Genomic DNA, 22606 nt, shown 5'->3' with positions numbered 1-22606 from the left:
CAGCGCCACCCGTGAGGGGCCTCACAGCCAAAACTCTAAGTGGCCCGATCGATACACGTCCAAGACTTGTTGAGCATCGAACGATGCAGACACTGCATCACAGAAGTTGCTGTCCGATCAGCATCAACGCACCCACACAGGACACCGTGATCGACGCCCGGCGCAGGCGTGCAGCGTCCAGGTGGCGATTCACGAACCGCGACGCCACATAGCTGAGCACCGTCGTCGCGGCGAGAACGGCGACCGACAGCGTGGAGCCCACCAGGAAGAACGCGCTCATTCTGCCGCGCAGCTGCGCCCCCTTCGACCCCTGCATCACCAGGGCCATCGGCGGCCCGCCGATCGACGTGGCCGTGCCGAGCAGCCCCGACGCGGCGCCGGCGACGGCGAGGTTCCGGCGTCGCGGCGGCGGTGCCCAGCCCAGCGTCGCGAAGACGACCCCGGCCAGCACCACGGCGGCGAGCAGCAGCGACAGCCCCCGTTCCGGCAGCACCACCAGCAGAAACGCGTTCCCGCCACACCACCATCACCGTCACGACCGTCGCAGTCATGATCAGCGTCCCGGGCAGCAGGCCCGGGTCGACGAGCGCGACGACGGGTGCCGCGAGCATGCCCATCCCGAATCCGATCGACGCCTGCATGCACGAGGCGAGGAAGACGGCGAACGCGATGATCGCGAGTTCCGCCCCGCTCACCCGACCGCGACGGGGACGCCGAGTTCGACCGGACGCCGCGGATGATGGCATTCGGCGACGTGGTCTGCCTCTCGTGCATCGACGGCCCTCGGTGGGACCGTGTTCGCGCAAACGTCGGTCGCGTGGGCGCACCGTGTCCGGAACCGGCAGCCGGACGGTGGGTCGAGGGGCGAGGGCACTTCACCGTCGAGGATGATCCGCTTGCCGCGGGAAGCGGCGTCCAGCTTCGGTGCCGCCGACATCAGCGCTTCCGTGTATGGATGCGCGGGCCGGTCGAACACCGCGTCCGTTGCACCCGTCTCCACGATCCGCCCGAGGTACATCACGGCAACGCGATCGGCGACGTGCCGGACCACGGACAGATCGTGGGAGATGAACACGTACGAGATGCCGAGCTGCTTCTGCAGGTCGTTCAGCAGGTTGAGCACCTGGGCCTGCACCGACAGATCGAGCGCCGACACCGGCTCGTCACAGATGACGACACCGGGGTCGAGGGCGAGAGCCCTGGCAATGCCGAGTCGCTGACGCTGCCCGCCGGAGAACTCCTGCGGATAACGGTGCTCGTCGCTCGGCCGCAGCCCGACGAGCTGCAGTAATTCCCGCACGCGCGCGGCCCGGTCCCGACCGGTCTTGTACATCGTCTTGTGGGTGCGCCACGGCTCGGCGATGATCTCGGCCGCCGACATCCGGGAGTTCAGCGAGGCGTACGGATCCTGGAACACCATCTGCACCCGGCGGCGCAGCCCGAGCAGGTCCTTGCCCTTCAGCGAGAACGGGTCGACGCCGTCCCACGTCACCGAACCGGAGTCGGGGCGCTCGAGCATCATCAGCGTGCGGGCGAGAGTGGACTTGCCGCAACCGGATTCACCTACCAGCCCGAGCGTCTCACCGCGGGCCAGGTCGAGGTCGATGCCGTCGAGCGCGCGTAGTCGGTTCTTGCCTGCCTTGTTGGCGGGGACCTTGAAGGTCTTGGTCAGCCCCCGCACCTCGAGTATCGACTCAGACACCGGTTACCTCCTCGGGGAAATGACATGCGGTTTGGCGGCCGGCTCCCTGGACACTCTCGAGCGGCGGTCGGGTGGTGCGGCAGAGTTCGCGGGCCGACGGGCACCGGGCCTGGTAGACGCAGCCCGAGGGAATGGAATGCAGGTCCGGCGGGGTGCCGCCGATAGACTTCAGGTCTTCTCCGCGCACCGCGTGGACCGGAACCGAGTCGAGCAGGCCCTTGGTGTACGGGTGGAGCGGCTGCGCGAACACCTCGGCGACCGGCCCCGTCTCGATCACGTTGCCCGCATACATGATTGCGACGCGGTCCGCTTCCTCGGCGACGAGAGCGAGGTCGTGGGTGATGAGGACGACCGCCATGTCGTGTTCGGTGCGCAGGTCGCGCAGCAGGGACATGATCTGTGCCTGCACGGTGACGTCCAGCGCGGTGGTCGGTTCGTCGGCGAGCAGCACCGACGGACTGAGCGCGACGGCCATGGCGATCAGCAGTCTCTGGCGCATGCCCCCGGAGAACTGGTGCGGGTACGAGTCGGCGCGGGAGTCGGGTTCGGGGATGCCCACCCGGCGCATCAAGGCGATCGCTTCCCGACGGGCCTCTTTCGCCGTCATGCCCCGGTGGAGTCGGAACGGCTCCGCTAATTGCTTGCCGACGGTGTAGACCGGGTTGAGCGCGGTCAGCGCGTCCTGGAAGACGATGGCGAGTTCGGTGGCGGCGAGGGCGCGCCGGGTCTTGGCATCTGCGGTGACCAGATCCACCTCCGCGAGGCGCACCGAGCCGCTGGTGATGTCGGCGATCGGCTCGAGGAGACCGACGAGCGCCTGGGCGGTCATCGATTTGCCACACCCGGATTCTCCCAGCAGGGCGAGAGTCTCACCACGGCGTGCAGTGAACGACACCGCGTCGACGGCCCGGACAGTGCCTGCGGGGGTCCGGAGGTCGACGGTCAGATCCGAGACCTCGAGGGCCACACGGTCGGTCTCTGCGACCTCGAGCGATTCGACAGCCGATGCGCTCATGAGACCACCTTTCGGGTGGGGAGAAGGCGTGCACGGCGCGAGCGGGGAACGGTCAGGCGCCAGCGCTGGCCCGGGTCGGTGGCAATGCGCGCCCACGCCGCCAGTACGGTGGCCGACACCGTCGTGATCACGATGGCCAGTCCGGGGAAGAACGACAGCCACCAGGCGGTCTGCAGGTACGTACGGCCCTGCGACACCATGAGACCCCAGCTGATGTCCGGCGGCTGAATGCCGATGCCGAGAAAGCTCAGCGACGATTCGGCAAGCATCACGTAGCAGAAGTCGAGGGTGGCGACGGTCAGGAGAGTCGGCAGGAGGATCGGGAACACGTGCCGCCGGATGACGGCTCCGCTGCGGGCGCCGAAAGTGCGTGCGGCATCGACGAACAACCGGCTCTGCAATTCGGCCGACTCTGCGCGGGCAGTGCGCAGGTAGATAGGAATGCGGGTGATCGCCAGCACCAGAACGATATTCGCCGCACTCGGCGAGAACACGTACAGCACCACCACGGCCATCAGCAGGGACGGGAAGCTCATGATGACGTCGGCGACTCGCATCGCCGTCGTCTCACGCCATCCTCGGTGGTAACCGGCCCACATGCCGACCAGGGACCCGATGATGCAGGACAGCGCGACCGCGGGCAGTGCGACGAGAAGGGTGGTGCGGCACGCGACGACGAGCCGAGCGAGCATGCTCCGGCCGAGCGGGTCGGTGCCGAGGATGTTCATCCAGCCGTTGGTCACGTCGAACGGTGCGAGGGTAGATTTTTCCAAGTCCTGGTCCGTGGCCGCGTCACCGACCAGCCAGGGACCGAAGACGGCCACCAGGAACACGGTCACCAGGACCGCAGCGGCGACCGTGGCCATCCGGTCACGCAGAAGCAACCGCCACAGCGGGATCTTTCCTGCCGCGGGCTTTCCGGGCCGGGTGGGTTCGGCCGGGACGAGTTCGCCGGGCAGCGGGACCGCGGTGGGCTCGTCCACCCGGGGCGGGTTGTCGATGGACATGTCGGCGGCCTCCTAGACCTTGGACTTTTCGCGGACACGCGCGTCGAGAAGCGCGTACCCGGCGTCGATCAGGATGTTGAGCACGAAGATGCTGACCGCGGTGAGAAGGACCGCCGCCTGCAGCACCGCGAAATCGCGCTGCAGGATCGCGTCGATCATCAGCTTGCCGATGCCGGGCCATCCGAAGATCGCCTCGACCACCACGGCGCCGTTGACCAGGCCCACCGTGAGGTCACCGGCCACCGTCAGCGCGGGAGCCGCGGCGTTGCGGAGCGCGTGATGGGTGACGACGCGCAGGTCGCCGGCGCCCTTGCTGCGGGCAAGTCGTACGTATGGTGCGGACAGCGCCGACACCATCGCGCCGCGGACCACCTGGGTGAGCACACCGAGCGGGCGGATCAGCAGCGTGGTGATCGGCAGGATCCACGACAGCGCGCTTCCGGTACCCGACGTGGGCAGCACCCCCAGCACCACCGCGAAGATCCACACGCCGGTGATGGCGAACCAGAAGTCGGGGATGCTGGCCGCGGTCATCGACAGCAGGCTCGAGATCCGGTCGGCCGGCGAGTTGGGCCGGTAGGCGGCCCAGCAACCGATGACGACCGCACCGATCACCGCCAGCAGCATGGTGAAGAACGCGAGCTGAAGGGTGGCGGGGAAGGCCCGCAACGCCATGGTGGCGGCGGATTCCCCCGTCCGCAGCGACTCACCGAAGTCGAGGTGGACGACTCCGGAAAGGTAGTCGGCCATCTGGCTCAGGACCGGCTTGTCCAGACCGTTCTCCGCGGCGAACTCCGCCCGCTGATCGGGTGTGGCCGACACCGGCAGATAGAGGTTGGTCGGATCACCGGTGAGACGGGCGAGCAGGAACACACCGAAGAGTACGACGAGCAGTGGAACGAGGCTGGTGTACACGCGTCGACGCAGGAAGGCGAACACGGGTCACCGCCTTTCGGACGGTATCGGTCGGGACATCAGGATTCCTTCGGGTGGCTGGGAGAGGGGCTAACCGCTCGCGTTGGTGTCGGCACGGGTCATCTCGCTCAGGCGCATCTCGTCTCCGGTCGCCGAGTTCGGCTCGTACCGGACGGATGGCGACTTGGCGAGCACCGCGTTCATGTGGGCGATGTACGCGAACTGGCGAACCTCTTCCGGTTCGTCCGCGAGAACCGCCGCGAAGGCGTCTTGGCGGGCGTCGCCGACGAGCTGTTCGGCGGCGTCGATGTGCGCATCGTATTGCGCTGTGCCGAAGTAACTTTGATAGCCGTCGCTGCGCATGTACTGGTCGACGGTGAACTGCGCGTCACCAGCTTGATTGCCGTGCTGGATCATCAGCAGCACCGGTCCGGCGTCGGGGAACGGTCGGATCTGATACTGCATCTGCCCGGCCGTGTCCATCATCTCGATCTTGACGTTGAGGCCTGCCTCGCTCAGCGAGTTCTGGATGACCTCGATGGTCTCGTTGATTTTCGGGAACTGCCCGGTGCGGCCGATCAGCCGAATCTCCCTGTCGACCGGGACGCCGTCGGCCTTCGCTTCGGCGACGAGAGCTGCCGCCCGGCGCGGGTCGTACGGAGTGGGCTGCAGATCCGGATCGAAACCGACGATGCTGCTACCGACCAGCTGCGCCGCCGGATCGCCGAGCCCCTGGAAGAGTGCCTTGACGATGCCACCGCGATTGACGGAGTAGTCGATGGCCTCGCGGACGCGGTAGTCGTCGAGCGGCGGTTCGGTGGCCATCATGCGCAGCGCCGTCGTCTCGTTGTTGGGGTAGGCGACACCGAGGTCGCCCGCTCCGTCTTCCGGGCCGAGGTATGTGGCGAGTTCCGCCTCGTCGTTGGTGACCATGGCGGCGCGCACACTGCCCTCGGTGCGCCACTGGTAGATCGCGCGCGTGTACTCGGGCATCGAACCCCAGTACGTGTCGTTCCGCACCAGCGACAGACGCTGGCCGTGATCCCAGTAGTCCACGCGGTAAGGACCCGTTCCGATGGGCGCACGCACCTTGTCCTGCGCGTCCGTGGTGGTGGGCACCATCTCTACGAAAGAGATCCGGAGCGGGAGGATCGGATCGGCGGTGGCCGTCGTCACCGTCACCGTGGATGGGTCTACCGCTGCGACCACCAGTGCGTCGTCTCCGAAGACGTACCCGTCCACGTCGCAGCCGATGGTGGAGTTGACGGTGCGATCGATCGAGAAGGCGGCGTCCGCCGCGTCGAACACGCTGCCGTCGCTGAACGTCACGTCTGGGCGAATCCGGAACGTCCACACCTTGTCCGACGTCTGCTCCCAGGATTCGGCGAGTTTCGGTTCGAGGTCACCTGTGTCGGCGTTGCGCTCGACCAAGGGTTCGGTGATGTTGGACCGCACCACGACTCCAGTGGAGGTGAGGGACGCGTCGCAGGGTTCGAGCGTGGGCGGCTCCTGCGGGAGCACGATGCGCAGCGTGTCGGGGCTGGCGGCATCGCTGTGGTTCGAGTTGGCCACCGAGCAGCCGGCGGCCAGCGCCGACACCGTCATTGCGGCTGTGGCTGCGATGACGGCGCGGTAACGGGTTCCCTGCTGCAACGAACGTGGCGGGCTCATGGTGTCCTCCGTAGGATGTGTCGCGACCTTCCGCGAATGAAGAGGGCCCGTCTGTGACGGTAGACACACGCTAGAAGCGGCCCCGGAGCAGCGTCAACAGCGGGAAGCCGAGGTCCCCACCCCAAAAGGCCAGGTGAAGCCGGTCACGTTGGGCCGGTCCAGGTGACTGCGATCACCATTGAGCGGGCCTGTGACCGGCGGATATCCGGTTCTGCCGTCCGACACCGACGACAGCGAGCCCACCATTCATGCCGTTTCAGTATCGATCCATGTTATTTACGTGTTGGACAGGCATCCAGGCCCGGCTTAACGTACGAGCATCCGATGCGTGGAGAGCCGCTCCACCTCGTGCGAGGAGGACCGTATGGCGACCACAGAGGCTTCTCCCAATTCTAATGCGCCACAGTCTCTTCAGATCGGCCGCGTACTGAAGGTCGGACCACTGAAGCCATCTCTCGCGGCAACTCTGACGGAGAAGTACGACGCACTCGATCTACCGCTGGGCGACGGCCGGGCGGACTTTCTGGGCGAGTATGCCGAGTCGGTCACTGCGGTGGTCACCTCCGGCCGGACCGGAGTCGATGCGACATTGATGACCGCCCTCCCCCGCCTCGGGGCCATCGTGCATTTCGGAGTCGGTTACGACACAACCGATGTCGCGCTCGCCGAGGAACGCGGCATCGGCGTGAGCAACACTCCGGACGTGCTCACCGACTGCGTTGCCGACACCGCCGTCGGACTGCTGATCGACACCCTTCGAGGGTTTTCGGCCGCTGACCGCTACGTGCGAGCGGGGCGGTGGCCCGTGGACGGCAACTTCCCTTTGACCCGCAGGGTGAGCGGCACCCGCGTCGGCATCGTCGGGCTGGGACGGATCGGCTCCGCGATCGCCAACCGGCTCAGCGGATTCGGTTGCTCGATTTCGTACCACAACCGGCGCGAGGTGCCGGGGTCTGTATACCCGTATGTCGATTCGGTTGTGAAACTCGCCGCGGGAGTCGATGTACTGGTGGTGGCAGCGGCCGGAGGTAAGGGCACCGAGAAACTCGTCGACCGCGCCGCGCTCGAGGCGCTCGGCCCCGACGGCTATCTGATCAACGTGGCCCGCGGCACGGTCGTGGACGAGGAGGCGCTCATCGAACTGCTCACCGAAGGACGCCTTGCCGGGGCGGGTCTCGACGTGTTCACCGATGAGCCGCACACTCCTGAAGCGCTTCTCGCGCTCGACACCGTCGTCCTACTCCCCCATGTAGCGAGCGGCACCGTCGAGACGCGAGCTGCCATGGAAGCGCTCACGTTGCGCAACCTCGACGACTTCCTCGCCTCGGGCACGCTGACCACCCCGGTCGTGGAACCGCGGGCCCTCGTCCGGTAAGTCACCGGGGCGCGTACATGATGACGGCGACGCCCACGAGGCAGATCAGGGCACCGATCACATCGAATCGATCGGGGCGGAAGCCGTCGAACGCCATGCCCCACACCAGGGAACCGGCGACGAATACGCCCCCGTAGGCGGCGAGGATGCGCCCGAAGTCGGCGTCGGGCTGCAGGGTCGCGACGAAACCGTAGGCGCCGAGCGCGACGGCGCCGAGGCCGGCCCAGATCCAGCCGCGGTGTTCCCGCACACCCTGCCAGACCAGCCAGGCGCCGCCGATCTCGAACACCGCGGCGAGGGCGAACAGAGCGATCGACTTGGTGACGGTCACATGTCCCCCGGCGCGGCAGACACTGTTGCCGGGGCTCCGGTCCGCCGCGACAACTCCGAGATCAGGTACATACCGATCACGGTAAACCTTCGAGTCGACAGGAGACTCGAGGCGGCGTGCCCCGCGAGACAAAGTTACGGAGTTCCGAAATCTCGGTTTCCCAGGCCCGAAGTCCGCCTCTGTGAGTTCGCTCACACGTTCTGCGAGACTGCCGGGCACCTTGTCGACCGTCCAGATCCGCCCGCGACTTGAACGCCGCTCGAGATTTTCGGCATCCAGCCAGGCATCGGATCGCGCCCACGCAAAGGAGATACCCCGGAAAACGCCTCGACTGCACTCGCACGACACCGCGAGGGCACATCCGCCGGAAATTCCACCCGGTTTACAGGCGCCGACAAGTTAGGTTATGCATTCCATGCTTTGTTGGTGTTCGTAGAACTCGAAGGTGTGCACACGTGACTTTCTCCCGTCGGCAATTCATCTCTGCCGGACTCGGCACGACGGCGTTGATCGCCCTTGCCGCTTGTAGTTCCTCCGAGTCTTCGGTTGGATCCGGCAACCCCACTACCGGTGGCACGTTGCGGGTCGGCGCGCTGGGGCAGCCGTCGAAGATCGAACGCGATCCTCATCAGACACTGAGTAACGACAGCGACTTCCTGATCACCTCGCTGGTGTACGACGCACTCACCGTTCCCGGCGAGAACCCCAACGTGGCGCCGCGTCTCGCCGCCGAGTGGACCCAACTCGAGGATCTCCGCAAGTGGAAATTCACGCTCGCCGAGGGCGCGACGTTCCACGACGGGTCGCCGGTGACGTCCGACGACGTGGTGTGGTCGCTGCGACGCCTGCGGGAGAACGCCGGTGAGACAAAGGTCCCCGTTGCTTCCGCGGAGGACATCGTCGCCGACGGGCCCTCTGCAATCGTGATCACCACCGCGGCACCGAACCGTGAGCTTCCCCTACTTCTGCGGTTGATGACCTTCGTCGTGAAGAAGGACACCACGGACTTCACCACGCCTGTGGGAACGGGGCCGTTCAAGCTGGAGTCGTACCGCGACGGAAACGCGCGCCTGGTGCGCAACGAGAACTGGCACGGCGGCACCCCACTGCTCGAGGCCATCGAGGTGACGCGCTTCGACAGCACCACGGCGATGGCCAACGCGGTAATCGCCAAGCAGATCGACCTCGCGTCCAATGTCGGAGCCGTGGCGGGCCGCACCGCCGACGGGCGCGGCGACCTCGCGGTGGTACGACGTCCCAACGACGTCGTCATCCCCATCGTCATGCGCACGTCCGACGGCCCGTTCGCCGATCCGCGAGTGCGCGAGGCTCTGCGGCTCGCCGTGGACCGGGACGCCATGGTCAAGCAGGTGACGTCCGGTTACGGCACCATCGCCAACGACGTGCTGGGCACCGGTGATCCCACCTACGACTGGTCGTTCGAACAGCGCAGTCGCGACATCGACAAAGCCAAACAACTGCTGCGCGAGGCCGGCTTCGATACCGGGCAGACGTACACCCTGTTCACCAAGGAGGAAGCCGCAGGCGAGGTCGACTCCGCGAAGCTGTTCGCCACCCAGGCCCGGGACATCGGTGTCACGATAGACGTGGTAACACAGGACGCCAATGCCTTCTACGACGACACGTGGCTGAAGGCACCGCTGTACACGGCGAACTGGGGCACCAACGACTCCGTCATCTTCTTCGCCAGCAAGGTGATGTACTCGGGCACCAAGTGGAACGAATCCGGCTTCCGCGATCCCGAGTTCGACGCGGCTTACCTCGAGGCGCTGGCGGCTTCTGACGACGACACCTACGCGAAGGCGAGTCGCACACTGCAGGAGATCCAGTACGCCCGCGGCGGATATCTCGTGTGGGGCATGGCCGACGGAGTCGACGTGGCCTCCTCGAAGGTGCAGGGACTCCCACAGCTCGGCGGATACGGACGGGTGCAACTGGAAAAGACCTGGCTGTCGAGTTGAGCGAGTCCACCACCACGGCCGAGTCGGCCGCCACGGTCGTGGCGGTCGACGCCCGTCGGTTCACCACCCTCGGGACACGGGTCTCGGTGGTGCTCGCCCAACGGGTGTCGATCCTGGTGCTCGTCCTGATCCTCGTATTCGTCGCCATCGATCTCCTACCGGGCAGCGCGGCGCGCGCCGCCCTCGGCCGCGACGCGACCGAGGAGCAGATCTCGGCTGCCGAGCAGGCGTTGGGACTCGACCGGGCCCTTCCGGTGCGATTCGTGATCTGGTTCGAGGGACTGCTCACGGGTGATCTCGGGACCACGGTGCGTGGCACTCCCATCAGCGAGATCCTCGCGTCCAAGTTCCCGAGCACGTTGCTGCTCGGAAGTCTCGCACTGGCCCTGACCACCATCGCGGCTCTGCTCGGCGGCGCTCTGTGGGCGTTGCGCCCGCACAGTGCCGGCGCCCGCGTCCTGTCGCCCACCACGACGATGGTGATTGCGGTACCCGAATTCGTCATCGCCACCCTCCTCGTCCTTGCCTTCTCACTCGGAACCGGCTGGTTTCCCGCCGTGACGATTACCGATTCGGCCGGCGGTCCCCTGGACGCCGCCATGCTGGTGCTGCCCGTCATCGCTCTGGCAATTCCGCAGTCGGGGTGGAACATCAGGGTCACGCGTGCGGCTCTGCACGAGGCCGCGCAGGCGCCGCACGTCCACGCCGCCGTCCTCGACGGCCTGCCCCACCGGCACGTGCTGGTGCGCCACATACTGCCGATCGCGCTTCCGACCATCGCCACTTCCCTGGCGACCTCCGTCGGAATGCTGCTCGGGGGCGCACTCGTGGTCGAAACGATCTTCAACTATCCCGGCATCGGTTCCGTCTTGTCCGGTTCGGTCGCCGACCGTGATGCGGCACTGGTGGCCTCGGTGGTCGCACTGACCGGTGCGGCAATCACGTGCGTCCTTCTCGTCGCAGACCTGTTGCGCGCGTGGTCGGTCCGGGGGCGCGCATGACCCCGCCCTGGGTCCGGCCTGCGCTGCTCGCGCTCCCGGCCGCCGCCGTCATCGGACTGGCCGTACTGGGCCCCTTCTTCGCGCCGCACGCCGTGGACGACGGTGTGGACATTCCCTATGCCGAGCCGTCGGCGGCGGCGCCGTTGGGCACCGATCACCTGGGCCAGGACGTCCTGACACATCTCCTCGTCGGGGGGTGGGGACTGCTCGTGCTGGCCGCGGTCATCGCCGTCCTCGTCACCGGACTGGCGGCTGCGATCGGTACCGCGGCGGCCCTGCGACCCCGCGTCGGCGCAGTCATCGAACGGTCCACCGACGCCCTGATGTTGCTGCCCCCGATCCTCGCGATCCTGCTCGTGATGCTGTCGTGGCCCAGCTCGGGCGCCGCCGGCCTGGTCCTGATCGCCGTGGTCGTCGGAACCCCGTACACCGCAAGGGTGTTCGCCGCCGCCGCCAGTGGTGTCGCGGCGTCGGGTTACATCGAGGTCGCCGCCGCGAGTGGCGAGCGCCTGACGTACCTCGTGTTCCGTGAAGTTCTGCCCAACCTGCGCACCACGGTGACCACCCAGCTCGGCCTCCGTTTCGTGGAGGCGATGTACCTGGTGAGCACTGCCGCATTCCTGCAGCTGCCGACGGCGCTGGGGAAATCCAACTGGGCTCTGATGGTCCGGGAGAACAGCTCCGGCGCCCTGCTCAACCCGTGGTCGGTGCTCGTCCCGAGCCTCGCCATCGGGTTGCTCGCGGTCAGCGTGAATCTCGCCATCGCCTCGGCCCGAACGGACCGGCGGGGGATGGATGCATGACTGATCCGACCGTGGTCGCCGACCACCTGACCATCACCGCCGCCGGCACGGTGAAACCACTTCTGCACGACGGGTCGATCACCCTGCGCCCCGGCACGGTCACCGCGATCACCGGAGAGTCCGGATCAGGTAAAACCACTCTCCTGCAGGCGATCGTCGGCTACCTCCCGGCCGGAGCCCGCCGCGATTCGGGCAGTCTCCGGGTGCTCGGGCAGGACATCCTGACGATGCAGCCCGAACCCCTGCGCCGACTCCGCCGAGCGCACCTGGCTTTCGTGGGGCAAGACCCGGGATCGGCCCTGAACCCGACCATGCGTGTACACGCATTGCTCCGCGAAGTCGCCGCCACCCGCGACCCCGAGGAACCGGCCCGCGTTCTCGAGCGTGTCCAGTTGCCCCCCTCGGTTCTCCACCGCCGGCCGGGCGCCCTGTCGGGTGGCCAGCAGCGGCGGGTAGCGCTCGCCCGGGCCCTGATCCGCGGTGTCGATGTTCTGCTCGTCGACGAACCTTTCGCCGGATTGGACGGGCGGGTGCGGCACGAAGTCGCCGACGTACTGCGTCGTCTCGCGGACGCCGGTGTCGCAGTCGCCGTGTCCGGTCACGACACCACGATCCTGAACGACCTCGCGGATCACACCGTGCACCTCGGCGTCCCCGTCATCACCTCGGTGCACACCACCCCCGGAAAGCACCGGACCCCAGTCGGTTCCGCCGTGCTGTCCGCGTCCGGCCTCGGCCTCGTCCGCGACGGAAGGGCGGTTCTGGCGGGCGTGGATCTCACCGTCCACCCGGGTGAGGCGATCGCCGTGCTCGGTGAATCAGGAGCCGGGAAAACGACTTTGGCGCGGGTACTGGCCGGACTCGAACCAGCGGCGACCGGAACGGTGCGACTCCACGACAGCGCGCTCCGACTCCCGATCGCCCGCCGGCCACGGTCGCTGCGCGGCCGGATACAGCTCATCCCGCAGAACCCGCTGTCGACGCTCAATCCCGCTCACACCGTCGGACGCACCCTCGCCCGGCCGTTGCGACGTCGAGGCATCCGCGAACGGGCACGCCTCGACAGCACCGTCACGGCGCTGCTCGCCACCGTGGGGCTCGCCGGGAACTTTGCGCCTCGTTACCCTCACGAACTTTCCGGCGGTCAGCGTCAACGCATTTCGATTGCACGGGCACTGGCCGCGGAGCCCGACGTCTTGATCTGTGACGAGGTGACCTCCGCGCTCGACGCCGCCACTGCGCAGTCCATCATGGACGTGCTCCGCGGGACGATGCACGAGCGACATACGAGCCTGATCGTGATCACTCACGATCTGGAGCTCGCGGCCCGATACTGTCGGGACGTACTCGTGATCGACGACGGACGGGTAGTCGAATCCGGCTCGTACGCTGCGGTCGATCGGCTGCGCTGACCCATGGCCTCCAAGGTAGGCAATCGTTAAAACACACTGCCACATAGGGATACGTTGATCTTTACGCTTGCTGTGATCTGCCGCACAGGGGGTTTCGGTTAACCCGCAATGAGGTTAGCCTTCCCATATAATGATTCGGGCCGTGAGCCTCGTCGAATCTTTCACTCACACAACACTTTCTTCTCAGCAACGACGGTTCTCGATCGTCTGACCGAAAGTTGGATACTTCATGCCCACAGCATCAAAGCTCACCACGCGTGCCATCTCGGTTGCCGGTGCGGCGGCCACTGCAGACCTTCTCGCGGCGGCGGTGTCGGCGTACGGCACCGTCGACAACCCGGATCTGATTCGTGAGGCAGCGGACATCGCGAGAACGTTGCCCGCCGAGGTCCGCGAGGCGTGCGCGATGGAGCCGCGTGGACTCGGATTCCAGGTGTTGTCCGGGTTCGAGATCGACGACCGCGCAATTGGGCCCACCCCCGCACGATGGAATGACGTGCATCCCCATCGGACGGCCGAGTGGGACATCTTGATGCTGCTTCTCGCCCACGTCGTAGGCTGCCCGTTCGGCTGGTCCGGCCAACAGGAAGGTCGCCTGGTCAACAATATCGTCCCGTCTCCAGGCCACGAGAAGGAACAGACGGGGGCGAGCAGCACCGTCCTGCTCGAACCACACACCGAGGACGCTTTCCACCCGGGCCGGTGCCACTTCCTCCTGCTCGGTGCCATGCGTAATCACGACCGGATCGGCACGACCATCTCCTCGATCCGAGAAGTCGAACTCGAACCCGCCGAATTCGTCGAACTCGCCAGCGCCACCGTTCCGATCCTCCCGGACGCCTCCTACGAGACCAACCCGGCAGCGGGCACACCCACGGCGGTACCCGGTGGCAATGCGCTTGCGCTACCCACGCTGTGGGTTGGCGAGGACGGGTTGTGCCTCCGCTACGATCCGGCCTACACCCCACTCGAGACAGCTCCGAAACGGTATCGGCGCGCCTACTCCCGGCTGTCCGAGGAGCTCGCACGTCATGCCCGCACCATTTCCCTCGACGCCGGGGAGGTACTCATGATCGATAACGACGTCATCGTCCACGGGCGAGTTCCCTTCACACCCCGCTACGACGGCACGGATCGGTGGCTCAAGCGCATCAACGTGCGGGTCCCAGGTCGGCATCGGCCCCCTGCCGAGGACTTCGAGGACGGCTACGGCGAGGACGTCGTCGACCCGTCGGGAGTTCACCCGATCTACTCCGTCAGGAGTGCGAACCGATGAGCGCACCGCATCCGATCTTGACGCTGACAGCGAGCGATCTCGACAAGGTCGAGGTTTCCTCGGCTGAGGTCCTCACCGCGATCGAGCAGGCCTATGGCGCACTGGCGGCCGGCGAATCGACGAATCCCGGGAAACTCACCGTCGCGCCTGCCGACAAGCACTCGGTGGCCTACTCGATGCTTGCCCGGGATGGGCAGAGTTCCACCGTGGCATTCAAGACCTCGTACAAGTTCGACCCGGACCGTGACCGTTCGAGTAAGCGCTACTACACCACGCTGTCGCTGTACGACGACGCCACGGGACTGCCGGTCGCCCTGATGGACTGCGGGCGCATCGGCGCATTGCGGACGCCAGCCGTATCGGGGTTGATCATCCGTGCCTGCGCGACACCCACCGCATCCACCGTGCTCGTCGTCGGTTCCGGAACGCAGGGGCGGTTTGCGTTACCCTTGGCGCTGACCGCGCACCCGCAGTTGACCCATCTCGAACTCTTCGCGACGCATCCGGACGGAATTGCCGCGGTCCGTGAGGAATTGGCTCGTCAGTACCCGAACCGGACTATCCGGATCAGTACCGATCTCGAGGAATCCGTCCGGCGGGCCGACGTAATCCTCGCCGTGGCCGGTGAAGCGACACCCGCCCGAATCGAATCCGGCTGGCTGGCCCCGGGTGCACTGTCCATTCTCGTCGGCTACGGCCTGTCACCGTCCACCTTGTCCGGTGCGGATTACGTGGTAGCCACCAGTGCCGAACAGATGCGTACCACCGGCACCGACATGGCAGGCCAGGACGGGATCCTGCGTGCCGTGGATGCGGAACTGCCTGACATTCTGGCTGGCCGGGCGGCGCCCCGCCGTTCACCGTCCGACCGGGTGTTCGCCTACAACAGTGGACTCGTGGTCACCGACATCGCGCTCGGACTTCTGTTCGCACGCAAGGCACGCGAGCAGGGTCTCGGCAGCCCATTGGGGCTGTGGTCATGACCCGGAGCATTCTGCGGTCCGTGCGACTGCCGGCGTTGACTACCCCCTGGACCGACACCGTCACCGCTGACCGACCCCTGTTACAGGCCCTCGTGCGGGGATTCGGCGGCGGACCCGTGCACCTTCTCGATCCGGCACAGTTCGCGCGAAACGCCCGCGGTTTCGCCGCGGTGTTCGACGAGGCGGGGTTGGACGGGACCGTGTACTTCGGGAAGAAGGCCAACAAGGCCAATGCCTTCGCCGATGCCGTCGCCGACCTCGTCACCACCGACCGCCGCGCCGGGCGTTCCGGCACCTTCGGCATCGATGTGGCAAGCGTCGGGGAATTCCGTCAAGCCCTCGCGGCGGGAGTCCGCGGAAGGGACCTGTTGATCACCGGCCCTACCAAGCCGGCGGAGCTTCTCGGGCTCGCCGTGCGCCACGATGCCGTCGTCACCATCGATTCGCCGAGCGAACTCAGGGCACTCGCCGCCCTGTCGGACGGACTGGGGGTGCGAGTTCTGTTCCGGGTTCTCCCCCAGCCGGCGATCAGCCGGTTCGGGATGAACGACGACGAACTGCGGTACGCCGAACGGCTGGCGCTCGATCACGCGACTGACGTGGCGATGCTCGGGTACAGCTTCCACCTCTCCGGGTACAGCCTTTCCGAGCGTCGTGATCAGGCCTGCCAACTCGTCGATCGCGTCCGGGCAGCGCGCGCCCAGGGGCTTGCGGCCCGGACGATCAGCCTCGGTGGCGGGTACCCCATCAGCTATGTCCCGCAGGACGACTGGCAGCGATTCACGAACGAGACGGCCCACGCGTTCCATGCCGGCAAACAGTTCGACAGCTATTACCCGTACCACTCGGCGATCACCGGCGCACAGGCCTTGCGCGCTATCGTCACCGAACCCGCGCCGGGACGGAAGTCGATTGCCCAGTCCTGCCAGGACCACGGGATCTCGTTGTTCACCGAACCGGGGCGCGCCTTACTGGATCGCGCCGGAATCACGGTGTTCCCCGTGCTGGGAGTCAAGGAACGCGAGCCCGGAATGATCGTCGTCAACGGCACGAGCCTGAGCCTGTCCGAACAGTGGTTCGACACCGAGTTCCTCCCCGACCCTCAGCTGGTCTCCGCCACAACGCCTGTCGCGGATCCGGCGCCGTTCTTCGCGTCGGTCGGCGCCGCAACCTGTCTGGAATCGGACATGCTGACGTGGCGAGTGATCGAGTTCCCGCACCGCCCTGCCCCGGGCGATTTCCTGGTTTACCACAACACCGCGGGCTACCAGATGGACTCGAACGAATCCGCGTTTCACGACACCCCCATCCCGCCCAAGGTCGTCATCACGCTCGTCGACGGCCGACCCGTCTGGGAACTCGACCGCCCCACCAGCAACTAGGAGAAGACAGTGGAGACCATTGCCACTACCGCCCGCGTCGTGAGCCGAGTGTCGGATCTGATCGGTTCGACTCCCCTGCTACAACTGTGCGCCCTCGAGAACGGGACACGCTATCTCCTCAAACTCGAGCAGTTCAATCCGACCGGGTCCATGAAAATTCGCATGGCGCGCCAGATGGTGATCGATGCCGAGGTCGCGGGGCTGCTGCGTCCCGGAGGACACATCATCGAATCCACCTCGGGAAACACGGGCCTCGGGCTCGCGGTGGTCGCGGCGGAACGCGGATACCGTTTCACCGCCGTCGTCGACAACCACGCCAGCGCCGAGAAGCTCCGTTCCATGCGGGCAATGGGCGCCCACTTGCACTTCGTCACGGAGGACGGCGAAACCGAACTCGCCACGTCGGCCCGGGAGGACCTCGCCGAACAGATGGCCGCGGCGGATCCGGACGGGTGGTTCCCCGAACAACACAACAACCCGAGCAACGCCGTGGGCTACCGCGCCCTCGCCGCCGAACTCCTCGACGACGCGGCCTCACCGATCGACGCGCTGGTGTGCGCGGTCGGCACCGGCGGCTCGCTGTTCGGCACGGCGCGGGAACTGCGGCGGCTCGGGCAGTCGACCACGGTCATCGGCGTCGAACCCGTGGGTTCGATTGCCTTCGGCGGCCCCGGTGGGCCGTACCACCAGTCCGGCACCGGCACTCCTCCCGGAGCCAGCATCGGAACCGCAGTCGATTACGCGCTCCTCGACCAGGGCGTCAAGGTGTCCGATGTCGACGCCTTCGCGACCGCGCGCGCTCTGGCCCGGCGGAACGGGCTGATGGTCGGTGGTTCGTCCGGTGGCGCCATCTTCGCCGCACTCGATATCCTCCCCGCACTGCCCGCCGGCAGTACCGTCGTCACGATCGTCTGCGACGGTGGCGAAAAGTACCTTGATACAGTTTTCGACGACGAATGGATGACACGCCACGAGCTCCTCGACCTCGCCGCCGAGCTGCGCGTGGATGAGAAGCTCGATTCGGCCGGAGTACCAGCACACCGGTCCGCCCGCGAGCAGTCGCCGATCGAGTACGCATGACACACGGAAGTACAGGAACCATCGCGCCCACACAGAGTTACCGGCAGACCAGTCGCGAACTCGCCTACCTCTCTGCGCCGATCGCCCTGACCCAGCTCGCGCAGGTGGCCCTCACCACCACCGACACCGTCATGATGGGTCTGATCAGCATTCAGGCCCTCGCGGCCGGCGGCCTGGCCATCACCCTGTTCAATCAGTTGCGCACCATGGGCGTCGGGCTGGTGACCGCAGTCGGCAACCTCGTCTCTGGGGCTGTCGGCCGCGGTGAACGAGCTGGCGACACCACACCGTCCGAGGCCACCGCAGACGAAGTTCGCGACATCGTCCGGTCCAGCTTCCTCATCGCCACGGTCGCCGGGATCCTCGGCGGCATCCTGCTCGTCGGGCTCGGCTACGGTCTCCGATTTTTCGGCCAGGACGCCGAAGTTCTCGACATGGCGTTGCCGATGCTCATCGCGCTCGCCCCGGGTCTGGTGCCGTGCCTGTGGTTCCAGGTGATCCGCCAGTACACCGTCGGCATGCGGCGGCCCAAGGCGCTGTTGGTAATCACCATCCTGTCGGTGCTCTTCAACATCACCCTGAACTGGGCATTCATCTACGGCACCTTCGGACTTCCTGCCCTCGGACTGCCGGGAATCGGTGTCTCCACCTCCCTGGTGTACCTGCTGACGTTCGGGATCTTCGCGACCATGGTGCGCCGCGACGACGCGCTGGCGCCGATGCTCAGCCTTGCCATACACCGTTCCCGACCGGAGACAGTGCGAACGATTCTCCGCCTCGGGGTCCCGATCGCCGGAACGTACGGCAGCGAGGCGGGACTGTTCTCGGTCACCGCCGTGATCATCGGGAGCTTCGGCGCCCCCGCTCTGGCCGCCCATACCGTCGTCAATCAGCTCACCTACATCGTCTTCCAAGTGTCGGTGGGCATCTCGCACGGTTCGTCGATCCTGGTCAGCCGATTCGTCGGCCTCGGCGAGGCGCTCAGATCGCGCATGACAGCCCGAGTTGCCTTCTCCCACGCTGCGATCGTCATCGCAGTCGTCGGCCTCGTGTACCTCCTGGCACCGACGTGGGTGCTGGCGTTGTTCATGGATACCTCCGACACCACAGCGGTCTCCATCGCGACAGTGCTCCTCGCGATCGCGATTTTCCAGCAGTTCGCCGACTCCGCCCAGAACATCGGCATCGGATTGCTTCGAGGAGTGGGTGACACGGCCTCGAGCTTCGGGATCACCCTCATCGGGTACTGGCTGGTGGGTTTGCCGGTCAGCCTCCTGTTCGCTTTCGGGTTCGGGCTGGAAACGTACGGAATGTGGATCGGCCTGTCGTGCGGTTTGCTCACCGCCGCGATCCTGTTGCTGCGGACGTTCCACCAACGTCTACGGGCGATCGAAACTGCACCCGCTTCGTAACCGAGCGGACGCCGAAAAAGCACCCTCACCAGGAATATTGCCCGGATACCTCTTGTTTTGACGTACGTCAGATGCTATAACGAATCTACAGCATCTGCTGCAGGTAACCTGTCACAAGTAGAGGGTTTTCTGGAGGTGGACACGATGTTGATGCGCACAGATCCGTTCCGCGATCTCGACCGTTTGACCCAGTCGATCCTCGGTACCGCTGCCCGACCGGCAGTGATGCCCATGGACGCCTGGCGAGAAGGTGAGAAGTTCATCGTCGAGTTCGACCTGCCGGGGGTGGACGCCGATTCGTTGCACCTCGACGTCGAACGCAACGTTCTCACCGTTCACGCCGAGCGGCCGAGTCGGGACGAGAACAAGGAAATGGTGGCGGCCGAACGGCCACGGGGTGTGTTCAGCCGGCAGTTGTTCCTCGGTGAGAACCTCGACACCGACCGGATCGAGGCTCACTACGACGCCGGGGTGCTGACCCTGACCATCCCTGTCGCCGAGAAGGCCAAGCCGCGCAAGATCGAAATCGGCAGCAACACCGAGAAGAAGGCAGTCAACGCCTGAGGCGGCCGAGCCTGCCGTGGCCCCGAATACCGCAACTGCCGGTGTCCGGGGCCACCGGCATGCGGTGGGCAAGGAGAACACGGTGATGAACGCCCGCAACGACTTCTACGACATTCTCGGTCTGTCCCGGTCGGCAACGCAGACTGAGATCACCCGCGCCTACCGGCGCAGGCTACGAGAGTTCCACCCCGACACCCGCGCAGCCGGAATCGACGCGCAGCCCTCGGACGAACTGCTACAACATTTGCTGGCCGCCTACGCCGTCCTCCGGGATCCCGGCCGACGGGCCGAATACGACCGCCAGCATTCGAGTGCGCGACCCGCCGTGCCGATGACCATCCAGGGCCGGTTCGCCGCCACAGCTGAGAAATGCACCCGTCAGATCCGGCCCGCCCACTGCGCCCGGGGGTCGAAACCTGCCTTCCGCTCCGCCGCTGCGTAGGCGCGCAACGCCTCCGCGCTGCGGGCGTCGAGGTCGGACGGGACCGCGACCTCGACGGTGACGAGCAGATCACCGACCGAGCCGTTACGCACGGGCACTCCGCGACCTCGCAGCCTGAACGTTTGCCCGCTCGGCGTCCCCGGCGGAATTCGCACGGTGACCCGGCCGTCGAGAGTGGGAACCGACAGCGTTGCGCCCAGCGCCATTTCGCTGAACGTCGCCGGTACGGTGACAGTCAGGTCGTCACCACTACGAGCGAACACGGGGTCGGGATCCACCCGCACGTCCACGTACAGATCTCCGGACGGTGCGCCCCGCAGACCCGGTTCGCCCTGTGCGGGAAGGCGGATACGTTGCCCGTCACTCACCCCGGCGGGGATGCGAACCGAGATGGTGCGGGTGCGGTTCGCGACGTCCGCGCCGTGACAGTCCGCGCACGGTGAATCGACCACCGAACCGTTGCCGTGGCAGGTGATACACACCGTCGGTCCACCGATCCGCAACGGAACTACCACACCGGTGACCGCGTCCCGGAAGGACAGATGTGTTGCCGTCTCGATATCGGTTCCGCGCCGAGGCCGCGTTCGGGTCGTTTGCCGGCGACTCCGAAAGAGATCACCGAACACGTCGCTCATCGAACCGGCGTCGGCAGTCGTGAAGTGCGATCCATTCCGGAAGAGGTCCCCGAGGTCGAAATCGCCCATACCCGAGTTGCCGGCGGCACCGGGCCGGAACCCCGTGTGGCCGAACATCCCCGCCTTGTACAGCCGCCGCGTCTCGTCGTAATCTTTGCGTTTGGCCGGGTCCGACAGCACGGCATGCGCCTCGCTGACAGCCTTGAAACGTTCCTCGGCGCGAGAGTCGTTCGGGTTGGCGTCCGGATGCAGTTCACGGGCCAACTTCCGGTACGCCTTCTTGATCTCGTCCGCCGACGCACCCGAGGGGACGCCCAAATCGGCGTAGTAGTCCCGCTCCGACCATTCCTGCTGCGTCACCGGACATCCTCCTTCCACAGTCTCTACGGTCGATGAGCATCCACCACGGTGACCGTCGCCGTCCGTAACACTCTGCGATTACCGAATTTGTACCCGCGGCGCAGCACGCTCCCCACGACGAGTTCGTGCCCGCCGCCCTCGTGCTGAACGGCCTCGTGCAGAGTCGGGTCGAACGGATCACCTTCTTCGCCGAACGCAGCGACACCCAGGTCCGCAAGCGTCGCCCGAATCTTGGATGCGTCGGCGGTGACGTGCCGATCGCGTTCGATCCGACGCCGGTAGTTCGCGAATTCGGCCTGCAGTCGTTGCAGATCCGCAGTCAACTCCGCCACTCGAGGGTTATCGCCCTCGCTCGAGGGCGTGCGCTCTCGAACTTGCCCGGTCTCCGGGTCGACCCGGCGCTTGTCGGTGATCGAAATCGGCTCGCGCGGTGACTCTTTCCCGTTGGCGCGCTCGGTACTCATCGCGCGTCCTCCCTCCCGGGTTCGTCCACCACCTCCGCATCGAAGACCTGGTCCGACCCGTCGGCTTCACCGGTTCGGTCACCGCCGCCAGGACTATCCTGCCCGCCCTGCGTGTCATACAGGGCCTGACCCAAGGACTGCGATTCCGTGGTCAGCTTCTCCACCGCGGACTTGACCGCTGCGATGTCGGTTCCGGCCAGAGCGTCGTTGACGCCCTTGATGGCGGTCTGAACCTTGCCCTTGACCTCCTGGGGAATCTTGTCCTCGTTGTCCTTGACGAATTTCTCGGTCTGGTACACCAGCGACTCAGCCTGATTCCGTGTTTCGGCTTCCTCACGCCGTCGGGCGTCTTCGGCAGCGTGGGCCTCGGCGTCCTTGATCATGCGGTCGATCTCTTCCTTGGACAGACCGGAACCTTCCTGGATTCTGATCGTGTTCTCCTTGCCGGTGCCCTTGTCCTTCGCGGTCACGTGCACGATGCCGTTGGCATCGATGTCGAAGGTGACCTCGATCTGCGGGACACCTCGGGGAGCCGGCGGGATACCGGCGAGCTCGAACGAGCCGAGGAGCTTGTTGTGCGAGGCGATCTCGCGCTCCCCCTGGAACACCTGGATCTGCACCGACGGCTGATTGTCATCGGCCGTGGTGAAGGTCTCGCTGCGCTTGGTCGGGATAGTGGTGTTGCGCTCGATGAGCTTGGTCATCACCCCACCCTTGGTCTCGATACCGAGGGACAACGGCGTGACGTCGAGGAGCAGAACGTCCTTGACCTCACCCTTGAGGACACCGGCCTG

General features: G+C 66.2%; 21 protein-coding genes and 1 pseudogene. 12 read left to right on the top strand and 10 right to left on the bottom strand.

The annotated features are described in order from the left end of the window. Positions 1 to 97: 97 nt before the first annotated feature. The 6 genes and pseudogenes from NOF53_RS20895 to NOF53_RS20870 all read right to left on the bottom strand — a co-directional run bounded on the left by NOF53_RS20895 (position 98) and on the right by NOF53_RS20870 (position 6310). Positions 98 to 695: pseudogene (locus tag NOF53_RS20895) on the bottom strand (sulfite exporter TauE/SafE family protein). Continuing rightward, on the bottom strand, positions 692 to 1702 hold the full coding sequence (locus tag NOF53_RS20890; protein ID WP_255972283.1) for an ABC transporter ATP-binding protein: 1011 nt from the start codon (positions 1700 to 1702) through the stop codon (positions 692 to 694). Before NOF53_RS20890 ends, NOF53_RS20895 begins: the two are co-directional and overlap by 4 nt. After that, complete coding sequence (locus NOF53_RS20885) at positions 1695 to 2717, bottom strand: ABC transporter ATP-binding protein (protein WP_255972281.1); 1023 nt, start codon at positions 2715 to 2717, stop codon at positions 1695 to 1697. The genes NOF53_RS20890 and NOF53_RS20885 overlap by 8 nt, the downstream gene beginning before the upstream one ends. After that, positions 2714 to 3724 (bottom strand): ABC transporter permease, encoded by a 1011-nt coding sequence (locus NOF53_RS20880; RefSeq protein ID WP_255972279.1) that lies wholly within the window; start codon positions 3722 to 3724, stop codon positions 2714 to 2716. The genes NOF53_RS20885 and NOF53_RS20880 overlap by 4 nt, the downstream gene beginning before the upstream one ends. A 12-nt stretch (positions 3725 to 3736) precedes the next feature. Beyond that, positions 3737 to 4663, bottom strand: coding sequence for an ABC transporter permease (locus tag NOF53_RS20875; protein WP_255972277.1), 927 nt, complete (start codon positions 4661 to 4663; stop codon positions 3737 to 3739). Between the two features lie 66 nt (positions 4664 to 4729). Then, positions 4730 to 6310: an ABC transporter substrate-binding protein gene (locus NOF53_RS20870; RefSeq protein WP_255972275.1), complete on the bottom strand. Its 1581-nt coding sequence runs from the start codon at positions 6308 to 6310 to the stop codon at positions 4730 to 4732. A gap of 364 nt (positions 6311 to 6674) precedes the next feature. Here NOF53_RS20870 and NOF53_RS20865 point away from each other — a divergent pair, with 364 nt between their 5' ends. Next, positions 6675 to 7685 (top strand): 2-hydroxyacid dehydrogenase, encoded by a 1011-nt coding sequence (locus tag NOF53_RS20865; RefSeq protein WP_255972273.1) that lies wholly within the window; start codon positions 6675 to 6677, stop codon positions 7683 to 7685. Between the two features lies 1 nt (position 7686). Here NOF53_RS20865 and NOF53_RS20860 read toward each other — a convergent pair whose 3' ends face one another. Next, positions 7687 to 8016 (bottom strand): YnfA family protein, encoded by a 330-nt coding sequence (locus NOF53_RS20860; RefSeq protein ID WP_255972271.1) that lies wholly within the window; start codon positions 8014 to 8016, stop codon positions 7687 to 7689. A 455-nt stretch (positions 8017 to 8471) separates the two neighbouring features. Here NOF53_RS20860 and NOF53_RS20855 point away from each other — a divergent pair, with 455 nt between their 5' ends. The 11 genes from NOF53_RS20855 (at position 8472) to NOF53_RS20805 (ending at position 20353) form a co-directional block, all read left to right on the top strand. Continuing rightward, entirely contained in the window at positions 8472 to 9998 is a 1527-nt protein-coding gene (locus tag NOF53_RS20855; RefSeq protein WP_255972269.1) for an ABC transporter substrate-binding protein, read from the top strand. Beyond that, positions 9995 to 10999, top strand: a complete 1005-nt coding sequence (locus NOF53_RS20850) for an ABC transporter permease (protein WP_255972267.1) — start codon at positions 9995 to 9997, stop codon at positions 10997 to 10999. Before NOF53_RS20855 ends, NOF53_RS20850 begins: the two co-directional genes overlap by 4 nt. Continuing rightward, the gene (locus tag NOF53_RS20845; RefSeq protein ID WP_255972265.1) at positions 10996 to 11802 is read left to right on the top strand and encodes an ABC transporter permease subunit; all 807 of its coding nucleotides are present in this window, start codon (positions 10996 to 10998) and stop codon (positions 11800 to 11802) included. The genes NOF53_RS20850 and NOF53_RS20845 overlap by 4 nt, the downstream gene beginning before the upstream one ends. Then, positions 11799 to 13214 carry an ABC transporter ATP-binding protein gene (locus tag NOF53_RS20840; RefSeq protein ID WP_255972264.1) on the top strand — a complete coding sequence of 472 codons (1416 nt, stop codon included), beginning with the start codon at positions 11799 to 11801 and terminating at the stop codon, positions 13212 to 13214. Before NOF53_RS20845 ends, NOF53_RS20840 begins: the two co-directional genes overlap by 4 nt. A gap of 229 nt (positions 13215 to 13443) precedes the next feature. Next, on the top strand, positions 13444 to 14490 hold the full coding sequence (locus NOF53_RS20835) for a TauD/TfdA family dioxygenase (RefSeq protein WP_255972263.1): 1047 nt from the start codon (positions 13444 to 13446) through the stop codon (positions 14488 to 14490). Beyond that, a complete protein-coding gene (locus tag NOF53_RS20830) occupies positions 14487 to 15473 on the top strand; it encodes an ornithine cyclodeaminase family protein (protein ID WP_255972262.1) in 987 nt (328 codons plus the stop codon). Before NOF53_RS20835 ends, NOF53_RS20830 begins: the two co-directional genes overlap by 4 nt. After that, positions 15470 to 16855, top strand: a complete 1386-nt coding sequence (locus tag NOF53_RS20825) for an alanine racemase (RefSeq protein WP_255972260.1) — start codon at positions 15470 to 15472, stop codon at positions 16853 to 16855. The genes NOF53_RS20830 and NOF53_RS20825 overlap by 4 nt, the downstream gene beginning before the upstream one ends. 9 nt (positions 16856 to 16864) lie before the next feature. Then, complete coding sequence (locus tag NOF53_RS20820; RefSeq protein ID WP_255972258.1) at positions 16865 to 17935, top strand: PLP-dependent cysteine synthase family protein; 1071 nt, start codon at positions 16865 to 16867, stop codon at positions 17933 to 17935. Further along, a complete protein-coding gene (locus NOF53_RS20815) occupies positions 17932 to 19347 on the top strand; it encodes an MATE family efflux transporter (protein WP_255972256.1) in 1416 nt (471 codons plus the stop codon). The genes NOF53_RS20820 and NOF53_RS20815 overlap by 4 nt, the downstream gene beginning before the upstream one ends. 144 nt (positions 19348 to 19491) lie before the next feature. After that, a complete protein-coding gene (locus tag NOF53_RS20810) occupies positions 19492 to 19911 on the top strand; it encodes an Hsp20/alpha crystallin family protein (RefSeq protein ID WP_255972253.1) in 420 nt (139 codons plus the stop codon). 16 nt (positions 19912 to 19927) lie between these two features. After that, a complete protein-coding gene (locus NOF53_RS20805) occupies positions 19928 to 20353 on the top strand; it encodes a J domain-containing protein (RefSeq protein WP_255972251.1) in 426 nt (141 codons plus the stop codon). On the opposite strand, the gene NOF53_RS20800 is transcribed toward NOF53_RS20805, so the two are convergent. The 3 genes from NOF53_RS20800 to NOF53_RS20790 all read right to left on the bottom strand — a co-directional run. Beyond that, on the bottom strand, positions 20290 to 21348 hold the full coding sequence (locus NOF53_RS20800) for a DnaJ C-terminal domain-containing protein (protein ID WP_255972248.1): 1059 nt from the start codon (positions 21346 to 21348) through the stop codon (positions 20290 to 20292). The two genes, NOF53_RS20805 and NOF53_RS20800, sit on opposite strands and share 64 nt — an antisense overlap. Positions 21349 to 21371: 23 nt before the next feature. Then, the gene (gene grpE / locus NOF53_RS20795) at positions 21372 to 21812 is read right to left on the bottom strand and encodes a nucleotide exchange factor GrpE (RefSeq protein ID WP_255972246.1); all 441 of its coding nucleotides are present in this window, start codon (positions 21810 to 21812) and stop codon (positions 21372 to 21374) included. Beyond that, the coding region (locus NOF53_RS20790) for an Hsp70 family protein (protein ID WP_255972245.1) at positions 21809 to 22606 on the bottom strand (798 nt) is incomplete at its 5' end. The genes grpE and NOF53_RS20790, both read right to left, overlap by 4 nt.

Source organism: Rhodococcus tibetensis, assembly GCF_024438035.1.
GTDB lineage: Bacteria > Actinomycetota > Actinomycetes > Mycobacteriales > Mycobacteriaceae > Rhodococcus_F > Rhodococcus_F tibetensis.
Note: the sequence above shows the minus strand (reverse complement) of the source record. Positions and strands in the feature narration are given on the sequence as shown.